Source organism: Rahnella woolbedingensis (assembly GCF_003602095.1).
Lineage (GTDB): Bacteria > Pseudomonadota > Gammaproteobacteria > Enterobacterales > Enterobacteriaceae > Rahnella > Rahnella woolbedingensis.
Genome location: NZ_RAHH01000002.1, coordinates 123,979 through 139,474 on the forward strand (window position 1 = coordinate 123,979; position 15,496 = coordinate 139,474).

Consider the following 15,496-nt stretch of genomic DNA (forward strand, 5'->3'; position numbering starts at 1 on the left):
AATAGATTGAGAAGATAGATTAACTGACCTGATGACTCGTCCTCAACAAACTGACATATTTTCATGCCTTAATTCATTTTTGCGACGGATCCGACTGCCAGCTGGCAGAGGCAGAACCGAGCGGAGAAGCCGGTAAACGCCATTGCAGCGACGTGTTTTCCAGCCAGACCGGCGCAAGTAAACGTCGGGCATTTCCCCATGCAGTGATTTCCGGTTTCGGTGAGAAGTCGGCCTGTTCTGCGGATTCAATCAGCGGTTCGTCGCTGGCGACTGCCGCGCCGTTTTCCATCAGTTCCCGTGCGGTACGTGCCAGCGACAGGCGGAATTCGCTGCCCTGACCGGTTTCCACCCGTTGCGCTAAACCACGCAAAACCGCTGCCGCCATCAGATAACCGGTCGTGTGATCGAGCGCCTGAACCGGCAGAGGCACCGGTTTGTCACTGCCTGACAGCTTCATTCCCTCTTGTGCAATGCCGCAACTCATCTGTACCAGACTGTCGAAACCGCGCCGCTCGCGCCACGGCCCGCTACAGCCATACGCATTGAGACAAACATCCACCAGTCCCGGCGCGATAGCACGGCGCTGCTCGCTGCCATAGCCGAGTTTATGCAGCGCACCGGCACGGTAGCCATGCACGATCACATCCGCATCGCGTAATAATTCTTCGAAACGATGCCGGTCCTGCGGGTTATGCAGATTGAGCCGGGCGCAGCGTTTGCCTAAAGTGAGATCGGCTTCCTGACTGTTTTCATCCCAGCCGAAGGGATCGATACGCAGCACGTCCGCGCCCAGTCCGGCCAGAAAACGCGTGGCGACAGGCCCGGCGATGATCCGCGTGAGGTCGAGAACTTTTATGCCGGATAGCGGTTTTTCACGCGATAACGTCCACTGAGGAAGGGCGGCAGCAGGCGTTAAAGACATCTGAAACAATGGCTCATTTTGCAGGGACTTTCCCTGTACATGCTGCTGCCATTCGCCCGGACTGAGCATTTGCGCGGCGCATCCGCCCGCCTGAACCACAGCCTGTTCCAGCTCTGCCTTGTTCCACATAATGACCTGCAGTGCCAGCGCCTCGCGGTTCTGCGCCTTACCTGACAGCGATTCCACCACTTTGCGGTGCGCGGGAGCATTAGTATGCAGACGGATCCAGCCATCAGCCGTGGCATAGTCGCCTGCCAGACTGTCCCATGCTGCCGGAATTTCCCAGCCCTCTGGCCTGATACTGGTTTTACACCAAAGCGACGCCAGCCGCCGGTCGACCGTGACCGTCTCGTGTCCGCCGTGTTTAAGCGCCAGCAATCGCGAGAGCGCCATCCCCGCTAACGCGACAGACGCGGTGATGAGCGGCGTAACGGGATAATAAGAAGGCAGATTTCCTGCACCGTTAATATGAAGCGAGCAGGGAGGTGAAATCTCGCCGGTGAGCTGAGCGTATAACGCCCGCGCTTTCTGCTGGATAGGTTCATCTGACATGCGTTAACTCCGCTGTTGGGAAATCTGACTTTACATTTTTATAACATTTCTCAGGCAGAGTGGGTAACTTTCTGTGACGCTGTCACTTAAAGAACTGCTATTTCTCGTCACAGAATACTCTTAAAGTCCTCATCGTAATCGTCACTCCGTCAGGGTATTTATTACCGCGCAACTCGCTGTTTCCAAAAACCGTCTCAGCCCTGCCATATCGGGGATGAGCGCACTCATTTACGCTGACTTTTTCAAGTAAAATATTAGCTGAATGCATTCAATTTCTTGTACTCGGCTTGGGAATTTTACGTTAGCCTTAGGGTCAGAAAATACTGACTACGCGGGGACTGCGTTTTGTGACGAAGTCCCCAGATTTTTTGCCCAGTACAGGAAACGATTCTGGCATGGAACGAAGAGCATTTATTAAAGCATCTATGGCATTCGCGGCCTGGTGTGGTGTGCCGGCAATGTCCACACTGTTCACCCGTTCCGCAGAAGCGGCAGAAGCGAATGTCGCAGACGGCGGAGAGTTGCCGTTTGATTTCAATGCGCTGAAAAAAATGGCGAAAGATTTGGCGGATAAGCCCTACGGTGGCGCTCCGCAGCCATTGCCTAAAACGCTGGCTGAACTGACGCCGCAGGCTTACAACGCCATTCAGTACGATCATGCACATTCACTGTGGAATGGTCTGCCAGACCGCCAGCTGGATGTGGAATTGTTCCACGTCGGCATGGGCTTTAAGCGTCGCGTGCGCATGTATTCCGTGGATCCGGTGAAACATCTGGCGCGTGAAATTCATTTCCGCCCGGAACTGTTCAACTATCACGATGCCGGTGTGGATACCAAACAGCTGGAAGGCTTCTCTAACCTTGGATTCGCCGGTTTTAAAGTCAACAAAGCGCCGGAACTGACGCGTCGTGATGTGGTTTCTTTCCTCGGCGCCAGTTATTTCCGTGCGGTGGATGACACCTATCAGTACGGTCTTTCAGCCCGTGGTGTGGCGGTGGATACCTTCACTGACCAGCCGGAAGAATTCCCGGATTTCACCGCGTTCTGGTTTGATACGCCCAAACCCGGCGATACCACATTCACCGTTTATGCGTTGCTCGACGGCATGAGCATCACGGGTGCCTATAAATTTGTCATCCACTGCGAACCGACCCGCGTCGTTATGGAAATTGAAAACCACCTGCATGCCCGTGAGGACATCAAGCAGCTGGGTATTTCTCCGATGACCAGTATGTTCAGCTGTGGCACCAGTGAACGTGGCCGCTGCGATACCATTCATCCGCAAATTCATGACTCAGATCGTCTGGAAATGTGGACCGGTAACGGGGAATGGATCTGTCGTCCGCTGAATAACCCGCAACGTTTGCAGTTCAACGCGTTCAGCGATAACAGCCCGAAAGGTTTTGGCCTGTTGCAGCTGGACCATGATTTCGACAACTATCAGGACGTGATTGGCTGGTACAACAAACGTCCGAGCCTGTGGGTCGAACCGATCGGCGACTGGGGGAAGGGCGCTGTCAATCTGATGGAAATCCCGACGACCGGCGAAACGCTGGATAACGTGGTGTGCTTCTGGCAACCGGAAAAACCGGTGAAATCCGGCGCTGAATTCAGTTTCAGTTACAAGCTGTACTGGAGTTCCGAACCGCCGCACCGCAGCCCGCTGGCTAATGTGCTGGCGACGCGTACCGGCATGGGCGGTTTCCCGGAAGGCTGGGCACCGGGCGAGAACTATCCGCAGGTCTGGGCACGTCGTTTCGCCATTGATTTTATCGGCGGTGAGCTGAAAGCGTTTGCGGATAAAGGCATCGAGCCGGTTATCAACGTCTCTCACGGCAAAATCAAAAACATCGAAATTCTGTATGTGCAGCCGTTCGACGGTTACCGCATTCTGTTCGACTGGTATCCGGATAGCGATTCTGTGGCACCGGTCGAGCTGCGCATGTTCCTGCGCAACGGTCAGACCGCGTTGTCAGAAACCTGGCTGTACCAGTATTTCCCGCTAGCGCCGGAAAAACGCAAATATATTGATGACCGCCAGATGACGAAGTGATCCCTTAGCATACCGTCATGCCCAAATACAAAAAGCCCCGAAAATTTCGGGGCTTTTGCTTTTTTACATTATTTTTTTGCAAGCGAACCAGACACAGGAACTCGCAAAATACTTCAAGGGGTAAAGCAAGGGTAACGCACGGTACTCAACTGATGAAGGCCAAGATGGCAATCAAAACGCCTTCACCAGCATTCCGTTCTGCGGTTGTTGCTGAGGATTTCTCAGCGCAGCGTCGAAAGATTTTTCGACTTCTTTCAGCTGCTGTAAAAATTCATTTGGCGAAAAATCGTGTGGTTTGCTGCTCATGTAGGCAAGCGCCAGTTCTTTGGCGTTGTAGCGCTGGAAGTTATACATGCTGTTCCCTTATTAATGTCTGAAATATTAATGGAATGGCTAACAGCGAGCTGGCTAATGACCACTGCTTACGACGTGCTGCCAATGACGTAAATTGTACGGAAATGGCTGATAAGGGAAAGTCGCTTTTATTGATGTATTCAATAGATAAAAACTAACAGCGAAGTGTATAAAAATGGCGGAGAAATCACGCCAATTTATATAATCATTTTGAGGTATTAAATTGATGAATAATAATTGCGATTAATACGCTAAACGCCCTCATTATTTGAAAAAATCTTTGCAAGTCATGCTGTTAATGTGAATTAAAAGGGTTGGGCTTCGTACTGTGCAGGAGTACCCTCAGGAGAGTCATTCACGTAAACATTATCAACGAAAAGAGGTTTTTATCATGAGTAAATTTATCTTCTCTTCGCCAAGGAAATACGTTCAGGGCAGCGGTGTTCTGGATGAATTAGGGGATTATCTGCCGGTTCTGGGCGGAAAATCATTCCTGATAGCTGATGATGTCGTTTGGGGAATTATCGGTGAGCGCGTTAAAGCCTCACTGAAAAAAGCCAGCGTTGAATTCCATTATGAACGTTTTAACGGAGAAGCCTCCGCGAACGAAATTACCCGTCTTGCAGCCATTGCCCGTGTTGCGGGAACGCAGGTGGTCGTCGGTCTCGGGGGCGGTAAAACGCTCGATACCGTGAAAGCGATTGCTGATGAACTGAAGCAAAATGTGGTGATTGTACCGACTGTCGCCTCCACCGATGCGCCATGCAGCGCGCTGTCCGTTATCTATTCGGATCAGGGCGTGTTCGAATCTTACCGTTTCTACAACAAAAACCCGGATCTGGTGCTGGTCGATACTCACGTTTGCGCGCAGGCTCCCGTGCGGCTGTTTGCTTCCGGTATTGCGGATGGTCTGGCGACGTTCGTCGAAGCGCAGGCGGTTCTGCGTTCCCATTCTCACTCAATGGTTGGCGGCGACCCGACGATTGCCGGTATGGCGATTGCCGAAGCCTGCGAGAAAACGCTGCTGACCTACGGCTACAGCGCTTATACCTCGGTGGAGCAGCAACTGGTGACGCCAGCGGTGGAAGCAGTAGTAGAAGCGAATACATTGCTCTCGGGTCTCGGTTTCGAAAATGCCGGTCTGGCGGGCGCGCATGCCATCCACAACGGCTTTACCGCGATTTCCGGTGACATTCACCATCTGACTCACGGCGAAAAAGTGGCGTACGGCACGCTGACGCAAATGGTGCTGGAGCAGCGTCCTGACGAAGAAATCGCGAAATACGTGCGTTTCTACCGTTCCATCAAAATGCCAACGACGCTAAAAGAAATGCATCTGGAAAATGAATCGTTCGCCAATCTGGTAAAAGTCGGTGCGCTGGCAGGCGGCGAGGGCGATACGCTGGGTAACCTGAACCACAATCTGTCTGCCGAAGACGTGGCGAATGCCATTCTGGCTGTGGATGCGTTCAGTAAATCCGTGAAGTAATAGTCGGCTTGTGCCTCCCGCCAAACGGAGGCATTCACGTTTATGCACGTTTATCCAAAGACCGCGTTGTACAAATTCCATTTTTTCAGATGGCCGACATAATGCAGTGGCTGAATCGGAACGAAAGAAGAGACATCCCCTTCACGCATGTGCAGCAAATCAGCGGGAGATATCCACAGTGCGTTCGATGCAGTGATCGGGCTGCCGGCAAAATTAAAGGCTTCGATAACAAACTGGGAACAGAAAAAAGTTTTCTGTGTTTGAGGTGTGTTACCTATTTGAACGGTGGCAAGAGTATCAATACACGTGCTTCTTCCCTTTCCGAAAAACAGCGGTAAATCACACACTCTGCGCGTCAGCGTATAGGGCGCGATAATAATAATGCCTTTGTAGTTATATTTCTTACCCTGATTGTTCTGAGAGAAAATTCTTAATTTAGCTGCCTGCAAGTCCGTTAATTTTTGTTTGCGTAAACTCACCATGGAATTGCTGTGAGTTAATGCAGTTTCAAGCGAAATGATTTGTACTCCATCCCCCACGGCTTCCGCTACCTGGTCGTTGCCCAGATACACCGAAGCATGGCTGACACCGGCCATGCTGAATAATCTGATGCCCAGCGAGGTCACGCCGGTCGACGAAGAGAGCAGAATATCCCCTGGCTGAAGCTGCCCGGCAGTAATCGTGACGGCGTCTTTATCTTCCAGAGTGGAAATTCTTTGCATATGCAGGGTTGTTTTACTCACGGAAGGCTGTAGTTCAGCCTGCTGAGTAATATTTTTCTGGGAACTGCATGCTGATAAAACAACAATAGCGGGCAAAAGAATAGCCCTGATCGAATAAACCATCGTTCCGCATCCTTGCTGGTAATAAAAATCCGAATAAAAAGCGTTTTGTTATATTTAAGTCGGGTGATTCTATTCCATTGAAATTAATCGGGCAATAAAGGTTAGCAGTTAAAATAATGGTGGGTGCATATTTTGGCTCTTTGATTTGTCTTTAATACCCCAGCACAATCCTCCCCTTCGCAGGGGAGGGAGCAAACTATTAAATCCTCGCCATCACCCAGGGAATAGCCACCGGTAATTGCGAAAGCAGATACAGCGCCAGACCGATAAAGGCACCGACCAGCGTGCCGTTGATGCGGATAAACTGTAAATCCTTGCCGATATTGAGCTCAATTTGCCGCGACATATCACGCGGATCCCAGCCTTTCACCGTGTCGCTGATATGGCGGGTCAGGAACGCCGCGAACTCCGGCGCGACTTTCTCTGCGATAGTTTCCATCTGCTGATTCAGCGAGATACGCAGTTTTTCATCCTGCGCCAGCGCATTGCCCAGCCATTGCCCGGACTCGGTCACTTTGGCGAAAACCCGTGAATCTTCGCTTTCCAGATCCTCTTTCAGCCAGTTGCGCATATCGCCCCACAGTTGCAGGACATAAACGTTCAGCTTCTCGTCATCCTTCAGGTATTGCTTGATGTCTTCGGCTTTCTGCGCGGTCGCCGGATCGTTTTGCAGCTTCCAGATAAAGTTCTGTACCGAACGGTCAAAGCCTTTGCGGAAGGCGTGGGTTTTGTCGTTGCCCATATCGTCGAGGACGGAATTCACCGCATTGGAAACCAGGTCTGCGCCGTTGCGTCCCAGCCAGCCGGTCGGCAGCAGTTTGGCGGTCAGCGGATGTTCCCGTTTCATCCAGCCCACAATCTGCGCGGAAATAAACTGCCGCGTGCTGTCTTTCGCCAGCAAGATTTCCAGCTGATCCATCGCCTGATCCAGCAGCTCCTGGTGGCGTCCGCCTTTGGTCAGGCTTTCCAGTAAGGTGGCAATCGAGGCCGATAAATCGATTTTGTCGATCACGCGGTACAGCGCGCGGCGGATGAGCTGGGCGATACGCTGATCGTCAGTGACATCCAGAAAACCGCGGATCATCTTCACGGCATATTTTGCAAATCGCTGCGCGTTATCCGGCGCGTTCAGCCAGTCGGTCAGCATGCGGGCCGGATCGTGCTGGCGGATAAGCGTGATGAGCGTGGCGGGCGCGAGGAATTTTTCCTGCACGAAGACCGCCAGGTTGTCGGCAATTTTGTCTTTGTTTTTGGGAATGATCGCCGTGTGTGCGGCGACAAAAGGCACCGGCACGCGGCGGAACAGCGCCACAACGGCGAACCAGTCAGCCATAGCGCCGACCATCGCGGCTTCGGAAATGGCTTTCAGCCCGGAAACCCAGAAATTGGGTGGCAGGAAAAGGGTGATGACAAACAGGGCGGCGGCAATCAGCAGCAGCCCGAGCGCGTTACGTTTACTTCGGCGAAGTTCTTGTTCTTTATCCATTACCTCAGTTTAGGAAGCGCGCGGCGGCCTGTCAGCTTTTTTCTTGCGATAGCGCCACCGGCGGTGCTGTGCGTCGTCACCAGTTGGCGGAAAGCGGCCAGCGCCGGAGTTTCGCCGTCCTGCCGCCAGGCCATGTAAATTTCGGCAAACGCATCGGGGTGACTGAGCGGGCGGAATTCAACATCAGGAAACCCCAGCTGACGGGCGCTTTCAGGCACGATCGCCAGGCCGATCCCGGCGCGCACCAGCCCGAGAATGGTGTGGGTCTGGCTGCAATGTTGCACGTAATGCGGCACGACGTTGGCCTGCGCAAACAGCCCGGCCACACAGTCGTAAAAGTATTTCCCTTCGGTGGCGGAATACATGATGAAAGGCTGTCCGGCAAAATCGCGCAGACGGAGTCGCGGTTTGGCTGCCAGCGGCGAAGAAACGGGTAATGCCACACACAACGGTTCCCGCAGTACGCACTGATAGGCCAGCGGAAATAACGCCACCGGCTGGCGGACAAAGCCGATATCCAGCGTGCGCGCCGCCAGCGCCTGTAACTGTGCGGAAGACACCATCTCTTTGAGCACCAGCGTGATTTCGGGCAATTCCTGCGCCGCCAGGGCGATAATCTGCGGAATTTGCCAGTAACCGCTGACCGCCGTGAACCCGAGCATCAGTCGTCCGATTTCGCCTTTTTCCACGCGTCTGACGGTTTCCTGCGCCTGTCCGGTAAATTCGAGGATCAGTTTTGCATCGCGCAAAAACGTCTTTCCCGAAGCGGTCAGGCTGACATGCCGGTTGGTTCGTTCCAGCAAACAGGCGCCAAGCGCATGTTCGAGTAACTGGATCTGACGGCTCAGCGGGGGTTGCGTCATAAACAATCTTTTTGCCGCACGACCGAAATGTAATTCTTCCGCAACCGCCACAAAACAGCGCAACTGATTTAATTCAATCATTCAATTTTTGACTTGTTCCATTGTCTTTTTAACTTAGACCGTATCGTTAAATGTTTCTACTCTGTTAATTAATTTAGATTTTTTAGATCTAAATCGCGTGACCGAAACGGCAAAAACTGTGCATCCGGTCACAAAAAGCAAGGAATGCAATCATAAGTCTGGAGAGAAAACATGACGTCCCCTACAGATGTGTCAGACAACGCTAAACCGCTTGCCTGCGATTCGGCAGCAGAAGCGGCGAAACCGGGTCACTTCCGTTACGTGGTGCTCGGAATGATCTTTGCCATCACGGTGATTAACTACGCCGACCGCGCCACGCTGTCGATTGCCGGAACCGAAGTGTCGCGGGTGCTGAGCCTCGATCCGGTCATGCTCGGCATGGTTTTCTCGGCGTTTGCATGGGCGTATATGATCGGCCAAATCCCCGGCGGCTGGCTGCTGGATAAATTTGGCGCACGGCGGGTATACGGTTGCAGTTTGGTGCTGTGGTCAGTGTTTACCCTGTTACAGGGCACCGTCGGCTGGTTCGGCGTGAGCGGAATTTCAGCGGCCATCATGCTGTTCTTCCTGCGCTTTATGCTCGGGCTGGTGGAGTCTCCGGCATTCCCCGCCAATGCGCGCATTGTCGCCTGCTGGTTTCCGACCAACGAACGCGGCACGGCCACGTCACTGTTTAACTCCGCGCAGTACATGGCGATTGGCGTATTCACACCGATTATGGCGTGGCTGACTCACGCGCTCGGCTGGGAACATGTTTTCCTGTGGATGGGGGCGGTCGGGCTGTTCGCCGGGATTTTGTGGTTCGCATTGTATAAAGAGCCGCACAGCAGTCCGCACATCAAACCTGCCGAACTGGAACACATCCGTGCTAATGGCGCGCTGGTCGATCTCGAACTCAACCGCCGCGCCACGCGCCAGAAATTCACCTTCCGCGAAGTCATGCAACTGTTCCAGAGCCGCACGCTGTGGGGCATTTACATCGGGCAGTACTGTATTACTTCGATGAGCTATTTCTTCATGACCTGGTTCCCGATTTACCTGATTAAAGGGCGCGGGATGACGGTTATGCAGGCAGGCTGGGTGGTGGCGTTACCGGCGATTTGCGGATTTACCGGCGGGGTGCTGGGCGGCGTGATGTCCGATTACATGATCCGCCGCGGTGTCAGCCCGTCGAAAGCGCGTAAAACGCCGTTCGTGCTGGGCATGTTTTTCGCCGCCATGCTGGCGATGGCGAACTTTGTTTCCACCGATGCGGCGGTGATTGCGCTGATGACGCTGGCATTCTTCGGTAAAGGCCTGTCAGCGATTGGCTGGGCGGTCATGTCCGATACTGCGCCGGAGAAAATGATCGGCCTGAGTGGCGGGGTGTTTAACTGTCTGGGCAACGTGGCCGGGATTATCACGCCGGTGGTCATCGGTTATATCGTGGCGGCGACGGGTTCCTTTAATCTCGCGCTGTGGTTTGTCGGGGCGCACGGTTTGCTCGGCATGTTTGGCTATCTGGTGGTGGCCGGTAAGTTTGAGCGCATGGTGATCAGACCGGATGACAGGGAAAATGAGAATTGTTCTTGATATGACAAGATGTGTCATTAAACTGCGTGCAGCATCATTTTCCTGCATTCAGAACGAGAAAAATTCATGGAGTTGTTACGCGTCGTTTTTAAGCAATACCGTTGGCCGTTTTTAGGTGTAATGGCGCTGAGTTTGCTCAGCGCCGTTCTGGGCATTGGCCTGATCGCATTTATCAATCTGAAACTGATTGAAACCACGCAGGCTTCCTTAATCGTTCTGCCTGAATTCCTCGGGCTGTTACTGCTGCTGATGGCGGTGACCCTGGGCTCTCAGCTGGCCCTGACCATACTCGGGCACCACTTCATTTACCGCCTGCGCGGACAATTCATCAAACGTATTTTAGATACCGATATCGAGCGCATCGAGCAGATCGGTAATGCGCAATTGCTTGCCAGTCTGGGCAGCGACATCCGCAATATCACGCTGGCGTTCGTGCGCCTGCCGGAGCTGGTACAGGGAATTATCCTGACCATTGGCTGCGCCGGATATCTGGCGTGGCTGTCGCCGGAAATGTTGCTGGTGACGGTTATCTGGCTGGTGATCACTATCTTTGGCGGCTTTAAGCTGGTGTCGCACGTTTACCGCCATCTGGCGAAAGTGCGTGACGCAGAAGACAAGCTGCAAACTGATTACCAGAAAGTGATCGAAGGGCGCAAAGAGCTGGCGCTGAACCGCGAGCGGGCGCGTCATCTGTTTGACGAGATTTACCGTAAAGATGCCGAAGAATATCGCCACCACATTATCCGCGCGGATACCTTCCATCTGAGTGCCGTGAACTGGTCGAATATCATGATGTTGGGCGCCATCGGCCTGGTGTTCTTTATGGCCAACGGTATGGGCTGGTCCAATACTGAAGTGGCCGCAACGTATTCCCTGACGCTGCTGTTCCTGCGCACGCCGATGTTGCAGGCGGTCGGTGCGCTGCCGACGCTGCTCAGCGCGCAGGTGGCGTTTGGCAAACTGAAATCGCTGAAACTGGCCGAATACAACGAAGCATTTACGCCCGCTGTGGCGGCGAAACGCTGGCAGACGCTGGAGTTACGTGATCTGGTGTTCAGCTATGAAGGCAAGGCAGAGGGCGCGGATTTTGGCGTCGGCCCGCTTAATCTGACCATCACCCGTGGCGAACTGGTATTCCTGATTGGCGGCAACGGCAGCGGGAAATCGACGATGGCGATGTTACTGACCGGCCTGTATCAGCCGCGCTCCGGGCAGATCCTGCTCGACGGCGTGCCGGTGACCGCCGAAAACGCCGAACAGTATCGCCAGATTTTCTCGGCGGTGTTTACCGATTTCCACCTGTTTGGTCAGCTGATCGGCCCGCAGGGCGGGCAGCCGGATCCGCAGGTGGTGGAAGACTGGCTGCAACGTCTGAAAATGAAAGAAAAACTTCAGTTCAGCGGCAATGAAGTCACCAACCTGCAACTGTCACAGGGACAGCGTAAACGTGTGGCGCTGCTGCTGGCGGCGGCAGAAGGGCGTGATTTCCTGCTGCTCGACGAATGGGCTGCCGATCAGGATCCGCAATTTCGCCGGACGTTCTATCGTGAGCTGTTGCCGCAATTGCGTGATATGGGGAAAACCGTGCTGGCAATCAGTCACGATGATCACTATTTTGAACACGCTGACCGCCTGCTGGAAATGCGGACGGGCAAACTGACAGAGCTCCACGGGCAGGCGCGTATTGATGCCAGCCGTGATGCGGTCGCACAAATTGGAAGTCACTAATTTTTTCTGAAGGCAACGGATAATGAACTGGACAGAAGTGATGGTGTGGGGCATCAGCGGCGTGGTTGTGGGTTCGCTGCTCGGGGCATTACACAAAAAAGGCAAAATCGGACGCATTCCGGCCGTTGTTTTGTTCCTGGTGCTAATAGTCGGCGGCAATATTTTATGGGGCGGGGTGATCAAACCGCGTATCGCCGGAGCAGACGAAGAACAGAAGATTGATCAGGCGCTGGAAGCCCTGCCGCTGTATAACACCATCAAAATGCAGGAACCGGCGCTGTACGCGCAGATCCGCAGCAATATTCTGAACATGAAGAAAGAGGGCAAATCGCAGCAGGAAGCGATCGACACCGTGAAACCGAGGGTGTCCGTGTTGCTCTCGCAGCGCATCACGCATGCGCCGGACGCCAATGTGAACGAGGCCATGCAGGTCAATCTGGAAGAAATGCAGACGTTGCAGGCGCGCAAAGACGGCAGCTGTTTTAAATTTCTTTACCCGCAGGTCAGCGGTGGCATTAACACCGCACAGGTTCTGCCTGCACAATTGTTCCAGAAAGATCTCAATACCATGAACGATTTACTGCTGGCGACCGGCAACGGGCAGACTGCGCAACCTGAGGCCGTCAGCACCGAAAAAGTGGTGCAGATGATGGCTCCGGTGCGCGAGGCACTAGCGAATATGTACGGCGAGCAATTGCAGATGTTCAGTGATCTGACCAAACCGGACGTCGACCGGGAAAAAGTCTGCGAAATTTCAATCAGCCTGTATTCAGGGATCCTGGCGCTTCAGCCAGCGGATTCCGCGGCGATCCTGCGCCAGATGCTGGGCAAAAAAGACTAGTCTGAAGACGGGCAGCCTCTTCTGCGGGCTGTCCGTGTTCATACAGTTAAACAAACAGACAATCCCTACTATTCTTCTTAATAAGAAAGAGTATTCTTCTCCCGCTTTTCTAAAACATAATTTCTCGAGCTCCCGGAACCATCCTTCTATGCAAAAAATGTTAAGAGTGCCGTTGTTACTGGCATTGTTGTCATGTTTATTTCTGACGCCGGTACTAAGTTACGCGGACGATAGCACCGATAAGCCCGCGGCTGAACAACCGGTTAAAGTGAATGCCAGCACGGCTTTACCGGCGTTACAAAAACGTCTGGATTCACTTAAACAGCAGGTTTCTGCGGCTAAATCCGACAAGAAATTTACCGGTCTGAGCGACGAGGCCATCAAACTGGCCGATGACGCCGACAAACTGACGGTAGCGCTGGAACCGCAACTCACGCAGGTTCAGGCACAGCTTGATGTGCTGGGGCCGGCACCTGCGCCGGGCACCCTGACGGAAACGCCGCAGGTTATCAGCCAGCGTAACAAGCTCAATAACAGCAAAACTTTGCTGACCACTCAAATTGAGCAGACCAAAGCCATTGGCGTGGGCGCACGTAACCTTTCCTCGCAGATTTTGGGCTTACGTCGTGACGCGCTGAAAACCCAGATTGCGCTTAATACCGGCAGTATTCTTGGCGCCAGTTTCTGGGCACCGCTCATCACCCCGAATAATAACGATGCGGCACGTTTCGATGATTTTGGTTCGCAGGTTAAAGATGCCTGGGATCAGGCCTGGGACGCTGACTGGCGTGTCGGTACCGGGATATACCTGCTGCTGGCACTGGTGATTGGTCTGGCGGGCCGTCGTCTGTTGGATAAACCGATAAACTGGATCCTGCCGCGCTGGCTGCCGCAAGGGCGTTTTCGTCGCAGTTTTCTGGCCTGTTTCACCACGCTGAGCACCATGTTAACCCTTGGCATCAGCGTTCAGCTGCTGGGTTATATTTTCACCCGCCTGCCGGATACTTCGCCGTGGGTGATTGAGTTTGCCGGACAACTGGTCGAGCTGACTTATTTCTCGGCGGTGATTGCCGGTCTGGGTATTGCGCTGCTGTCGAACAATCATCCGTCCTGGCGTCTGCCGGGGATTGCGGATCCGCTGGCAAAAACGCTGGCGTCGTTCCCGATCCTGCTGGCAGGCTTTATTTTCCTGTTCGGTATCATTGAGCAACTGAATAATCTGGTCGGTGCCAGCGTCGCCGCGACGTTATTTGGTAACGGATTAGCGGCATTACTGGTGGCGCTCAACTGCCTGATTGCGCCGGTGCGCGTGAACCGTATGCGTCGCAAAATGAAAGCCGATGGCGAGCAAACCGAAGCGCGTTCCACGCTGGCGGGGCTTATCCATCTGGTGATCAGCCTGACGGCGTTTGTCATTCTGATAGCGCTGCTGATCGGCTACATTCCGCTGGCGCGTTTCGTGACCTTCGAACTGCTGTGGATTGGTCTGGTGGTCAGTTGCCTGTATCTGCTGATCCATTTTGTGGTGGATTTGTGCGAAAGCGTGTTTTCGCCGACCACGCACAGCGGCAAAATCCTCAAAAGCACGCTGAGCGTCAATGACCGCCATCTTTCACTGGCTGCGACATTATTCTCGGCAATCGGCAAAACCGCTTTGCTGCTGATGGCTGCCGTCGCGCTGCTCAACGGTACGTTCGGGACGACAACGCCGATGGAGTTGCTGGCGAAACTCGCGGATATCTGGGGCGGAAAAGGCCTCGAGAGCATGAACATTATTCCGGCGCACGCGGTTAACGCGGTGCTGTGTCTGGTGGTCGGCTGGTATATTCTGCGCTCCGCACGCCGCTGGCTGGACAATGATTTCCTGCCAAAAACCATGATGGATCGCGGGATGCGCGCGTCGCTGGTGACGCTGTTCACCAACGTGGGCTACGTGCTGATTATCCTGCTGACGCTGTCATCGCTGGGCATTGAATGGAACAAACTGGCGTGGATCGTCAGTGCCTTGTCGGTCGGTATCGGTTTTGGTTTGCAGGAGATAGTGAAGAACTTTATCTCCGGTCTGATCCTGCTGACTGAGCGTCCTGTGAAAGTGGGTGACTTGATCAGTATCAGCGGTGTAGAAGGGGACATCCGTCGTATCAATGTCCGCGCAACTGAAATTCAGCTGAGCGATAAATCCACCGTAATTGTGCCGAACTCCCAGCTGATTTCGCAGAACGTGCGTAACGCCACCATGGGTAACGCGCAGGGCGTGGCGACGATCGCGCTGACATTCCCGCTGGATATTGACCCTGAACAGGTGAAGACGCTGCTGCTGGAAGCCTACAATCTGCACGAATCTATTCTGGAAAATCCACCGGCGTCGGTAAGTTTCAAAGAACTGGGTCCGACAGGGATTGTGCTGAGCGTGACCGGCTACGTCAACAGTCCGCGTATGGTCAGCGGCACGCGCAGTGATTTGCTGTACGAAATCCTCAAAATGCTGCGCGCAGCGGGGATCAGCCTGAGTCAGACGCAGACGATGATTTTGGAGAAACCGGCAGAGAGGGTTGTTCCGGTGGAAGAGTGATAGGTGTGGGATTACGGTCCCACACGCCGTTTCAACGTCAACGTCAACTTCAACTTCAAGGTCGTGGGCTTCGGCCCACACCGACTTGGGGAGCGGCCTATTGCCGCCGCCCCCCAAGACCCCCCGGGCTCTTTCAC

Annotated in this window: 11 protein-coding genes; 6 read left to right on the forward strand and 5 right to left on the reverse strand. The window is 53.8% G+C overall.

The window, feature by feature from the left end:
* Positions 1-73: 73 nt before the first annotated feature.
* Positions 74-1,474, reverse strand: a complete 1,401-nt coding sequence (locus tag D6C13_RS01805) for a CoA transferase (protein WP_120131137.1) — start codon at positions 1,472-1,474, stop codon at positions 74-76.
* Positions 1,475-1,869: 395 nt separating this feature from the next.
* On the opposite strand from D6C13_RS01805, the gene D6C13_RS01810 reads away from it, so the two are divergent.
* The gene (locus D6C13_RS01810; protein WP_120131138.1) at positions 1,870-3,528 is read left to right on the forward strand and encodes a glucan biosynthesis protein D; all 1,659 of its coding nucleotides are present in this window, start codon (positions 1,870-1,872) and stop codon (positions 3,526-3,528) included.
* A 171-nt stretch (positions 3,529-3,699) separates the two neighbouring features.
* Here D6C13_RS01810 and D6C13_RS01815 read toward each other — a convergent pair whose 3' ends face one another.
* A complete protein-coding gene (locus D6C13_RS01815; protein WP_112289272.1) occupies positions 3,700-3,882 on the reverse strand; it encodes a hypothetical protein in 183 nt (60 codons plus the stop codon).
* Between the two features lie 391 nt (positions 3,883-4,273).
* Between D6C13_RS01815 and D6C13_RS01820 the strand changes: the two genes are divergently transcribed.
* Positions 4,274-5,371 (forward strand): glycerol dehydrogenase, encoded by a 1,098-nt coding sequence (locus tag D6C13_RS01820; RefSeq protein WP_120131139.1) that lies wholly within the window; start codon positions 4,274-4,276, stop codon positions 5,369-5,371.
* A gap of 50 nt (positions 5,372-5,421) precedes the next feature.
* Here the strand turns inward: D6C13_RS01820 and D6C13_RS01825 are convergent, their stop codons facing one another.
* From D6C13_RS01825 to D6C13_RS01835, 3 genes are all read right to left on the reverse strand, one after another.
* Positions 5,422-6,216 (reverse strand): YaeF family permuted papain-like enzyme, encoded by a 795-nt coding sequence (locus D6C13_RS01825; RefSeq protein WP_120131140.1) that lies wholly within the window; start codon positions 6,214-6,216, stop codon positions 5,422-5,424.
* A 199-nt stretch (positions 6,217-6,415) separates the two neighbouring features.
* Positions 6,416-7,702, reverse strand: a complete 1,287-nt coding sequence (locus D6C13_RS01830; RefSeq protein WP_120131141.1) for a DUF445 domain-containing protein — start codon at positions 7,700-7,702, stop codon at positions 6,416-6,418.
* Positions 7,702-8,646: a LysR family transcriptional regulator gene (locus D6C13_RS01835; RefSeq protein ID WP_120131142.1), complete on the reverse strand. Its 945-nt coding sequence runs from the start codon at positions 8,644-8,646 to the stop codon at positions 7,702-7,704. The genes D6C13_RS01830 and D6C13_RS01835 overlap by 1 nt, the downstream gene beginning before the upstream one ends.
* Positions 8,647-8,817: 171 nt before the next feature.
* On the opposite strand from D6C13_RS01835, the gene D6C13_RS01840 reads away from it, so the two are divergent.
* The 4 genes from D6C13_RS01840 to D6C13_RS01855 all read left to right on the forward strand — a co-directional run bounded on the left by D6C13_RS01840 (position 8,818) and on the right by D6C13_RS01855 (position 15,359).
* The gene (locus D6C13_RS01840) at positions 8,818-10,218 is read left to right on the forward strand and encodes an MFS transporter (RefSeq protein WP_120131143.1); all 1,401 of its coding nucleotides are present in this window, start codon (positions 8,818-8,820) and stop codon (positions 10,216-10,218) included.
* A 66-nt stretch (positions 10,219-10,284) separates the two neighbouring features.
* Positions 10,285-11,946, forward strand: a complete 1,662-nt coding sequence (locus D6C13_RS01845) for a multidrug ABC transporter permease/ATP-binding protein (protein WP_120131144.1) — start codon at positions 10,285-10,287, stop codon at positions 11,944-11,946.
* A gap of 22 nt (positions 11,947-11,968) precedes the next feature.
* On the forward strand, positions 11,969-12,787 hold the full coding sequence (locus D6C13_RS01850; protein WP_120131145.1) for a hypothetical protein: 819 nt from the start codon (positions 11,969-11,971) through the stop codon (positions 12,785-12,787).
* Between the two features lie 148 nt (positions 12,788-12,935).
* Positions 12,936-15,359, forward strand: a complete 2,424-nt coding sequence (locus D6C13_RS01855; RefSeq protein WP_120131146.1) for a DUF3772 domain-containing protein — start codon at positions 12,936-12,938, stop codon at positions 15,357-15,359.
* Positions 15,360-15,496 lie beyond the last annotated feature (137 nt).

Coding starts and splice junctions, on each gene's coding strand:
- D6C13_RS01805 (WP_120131137.1), bottom strand. CDS start 1,474: ATGTCAGATGAACCTATCCAGCAGAAAGCGCGGGCGTTATACGCTCAG.
- D6C13_RS01810 (WP_120131138.1), top strand. CDS start 1,870: ATGGAACGAAGAGCATTTATTAAAGCATCTATGGCATTCGCGGCCTGG.
- D6C13_RS01815 (WP_112289272.1), bottom strand. CDS start 3,882: ATGTATAACTTCCAGCGCTACAACGCCAAAGAACTGGCGCTTGCCTAC.
- D6C13_RS01820 (WP_120131139.1), top strand. CDS start 4,274: ATGAGTAAATTTATCTTCTCTTCGCCAAGGAAATACGTTCAGGGCAGC.
- D6C13_RS01825 (WP_120131140.1), bottom strand. CDS start 6,216: ATGGTTTATTCGATCAGGGCTATTCTTTTGCCCGCTATTGTTGTTTTA.
- D6C13_RS01830 (WP_120131141.1), bottom strand. CDS start 7,702: ATGGATAAAGAACAAGAACTTCGCCGAAGTAAACGTAACGCGCTCGGG.
- D6C13_RS01835 (WP_120131142.1), bottom strand. CDS start 8,646: ATGATTGAATTAAATCAGTTGCGCTGTTTTGTGGCGGTTGCGGAAGAA.
- D6C13_RS01840 (WP_120131143.1), top strand. CDS start 8,818: ATGACGTCCCCTACAGATGTGTCAGACAACGCTAAACCGCTTGCCTGC.
- D6C13_RS01845 (WP_120131144.1), top strand. CDS start 10,285: ATGGAGTTGTTACGCGTCGTTTTTAAGCAATACCGTTGGCCGTTTTTA.
- D6C13_RS01850 (WP_120131145.1), top strand. CDS start 11,969: ATGAACTGGACAGAAGTGATGGTGTGGGGCATCAGCGGCGTGGTTGTG.
- D6C13_RS01855 (WP_120131146.1), top strand. CDS start 12,936: ATGCAAAAAATGTTAAGAGTGCCGTTGTTACTGGCATTGTTGTCATGT.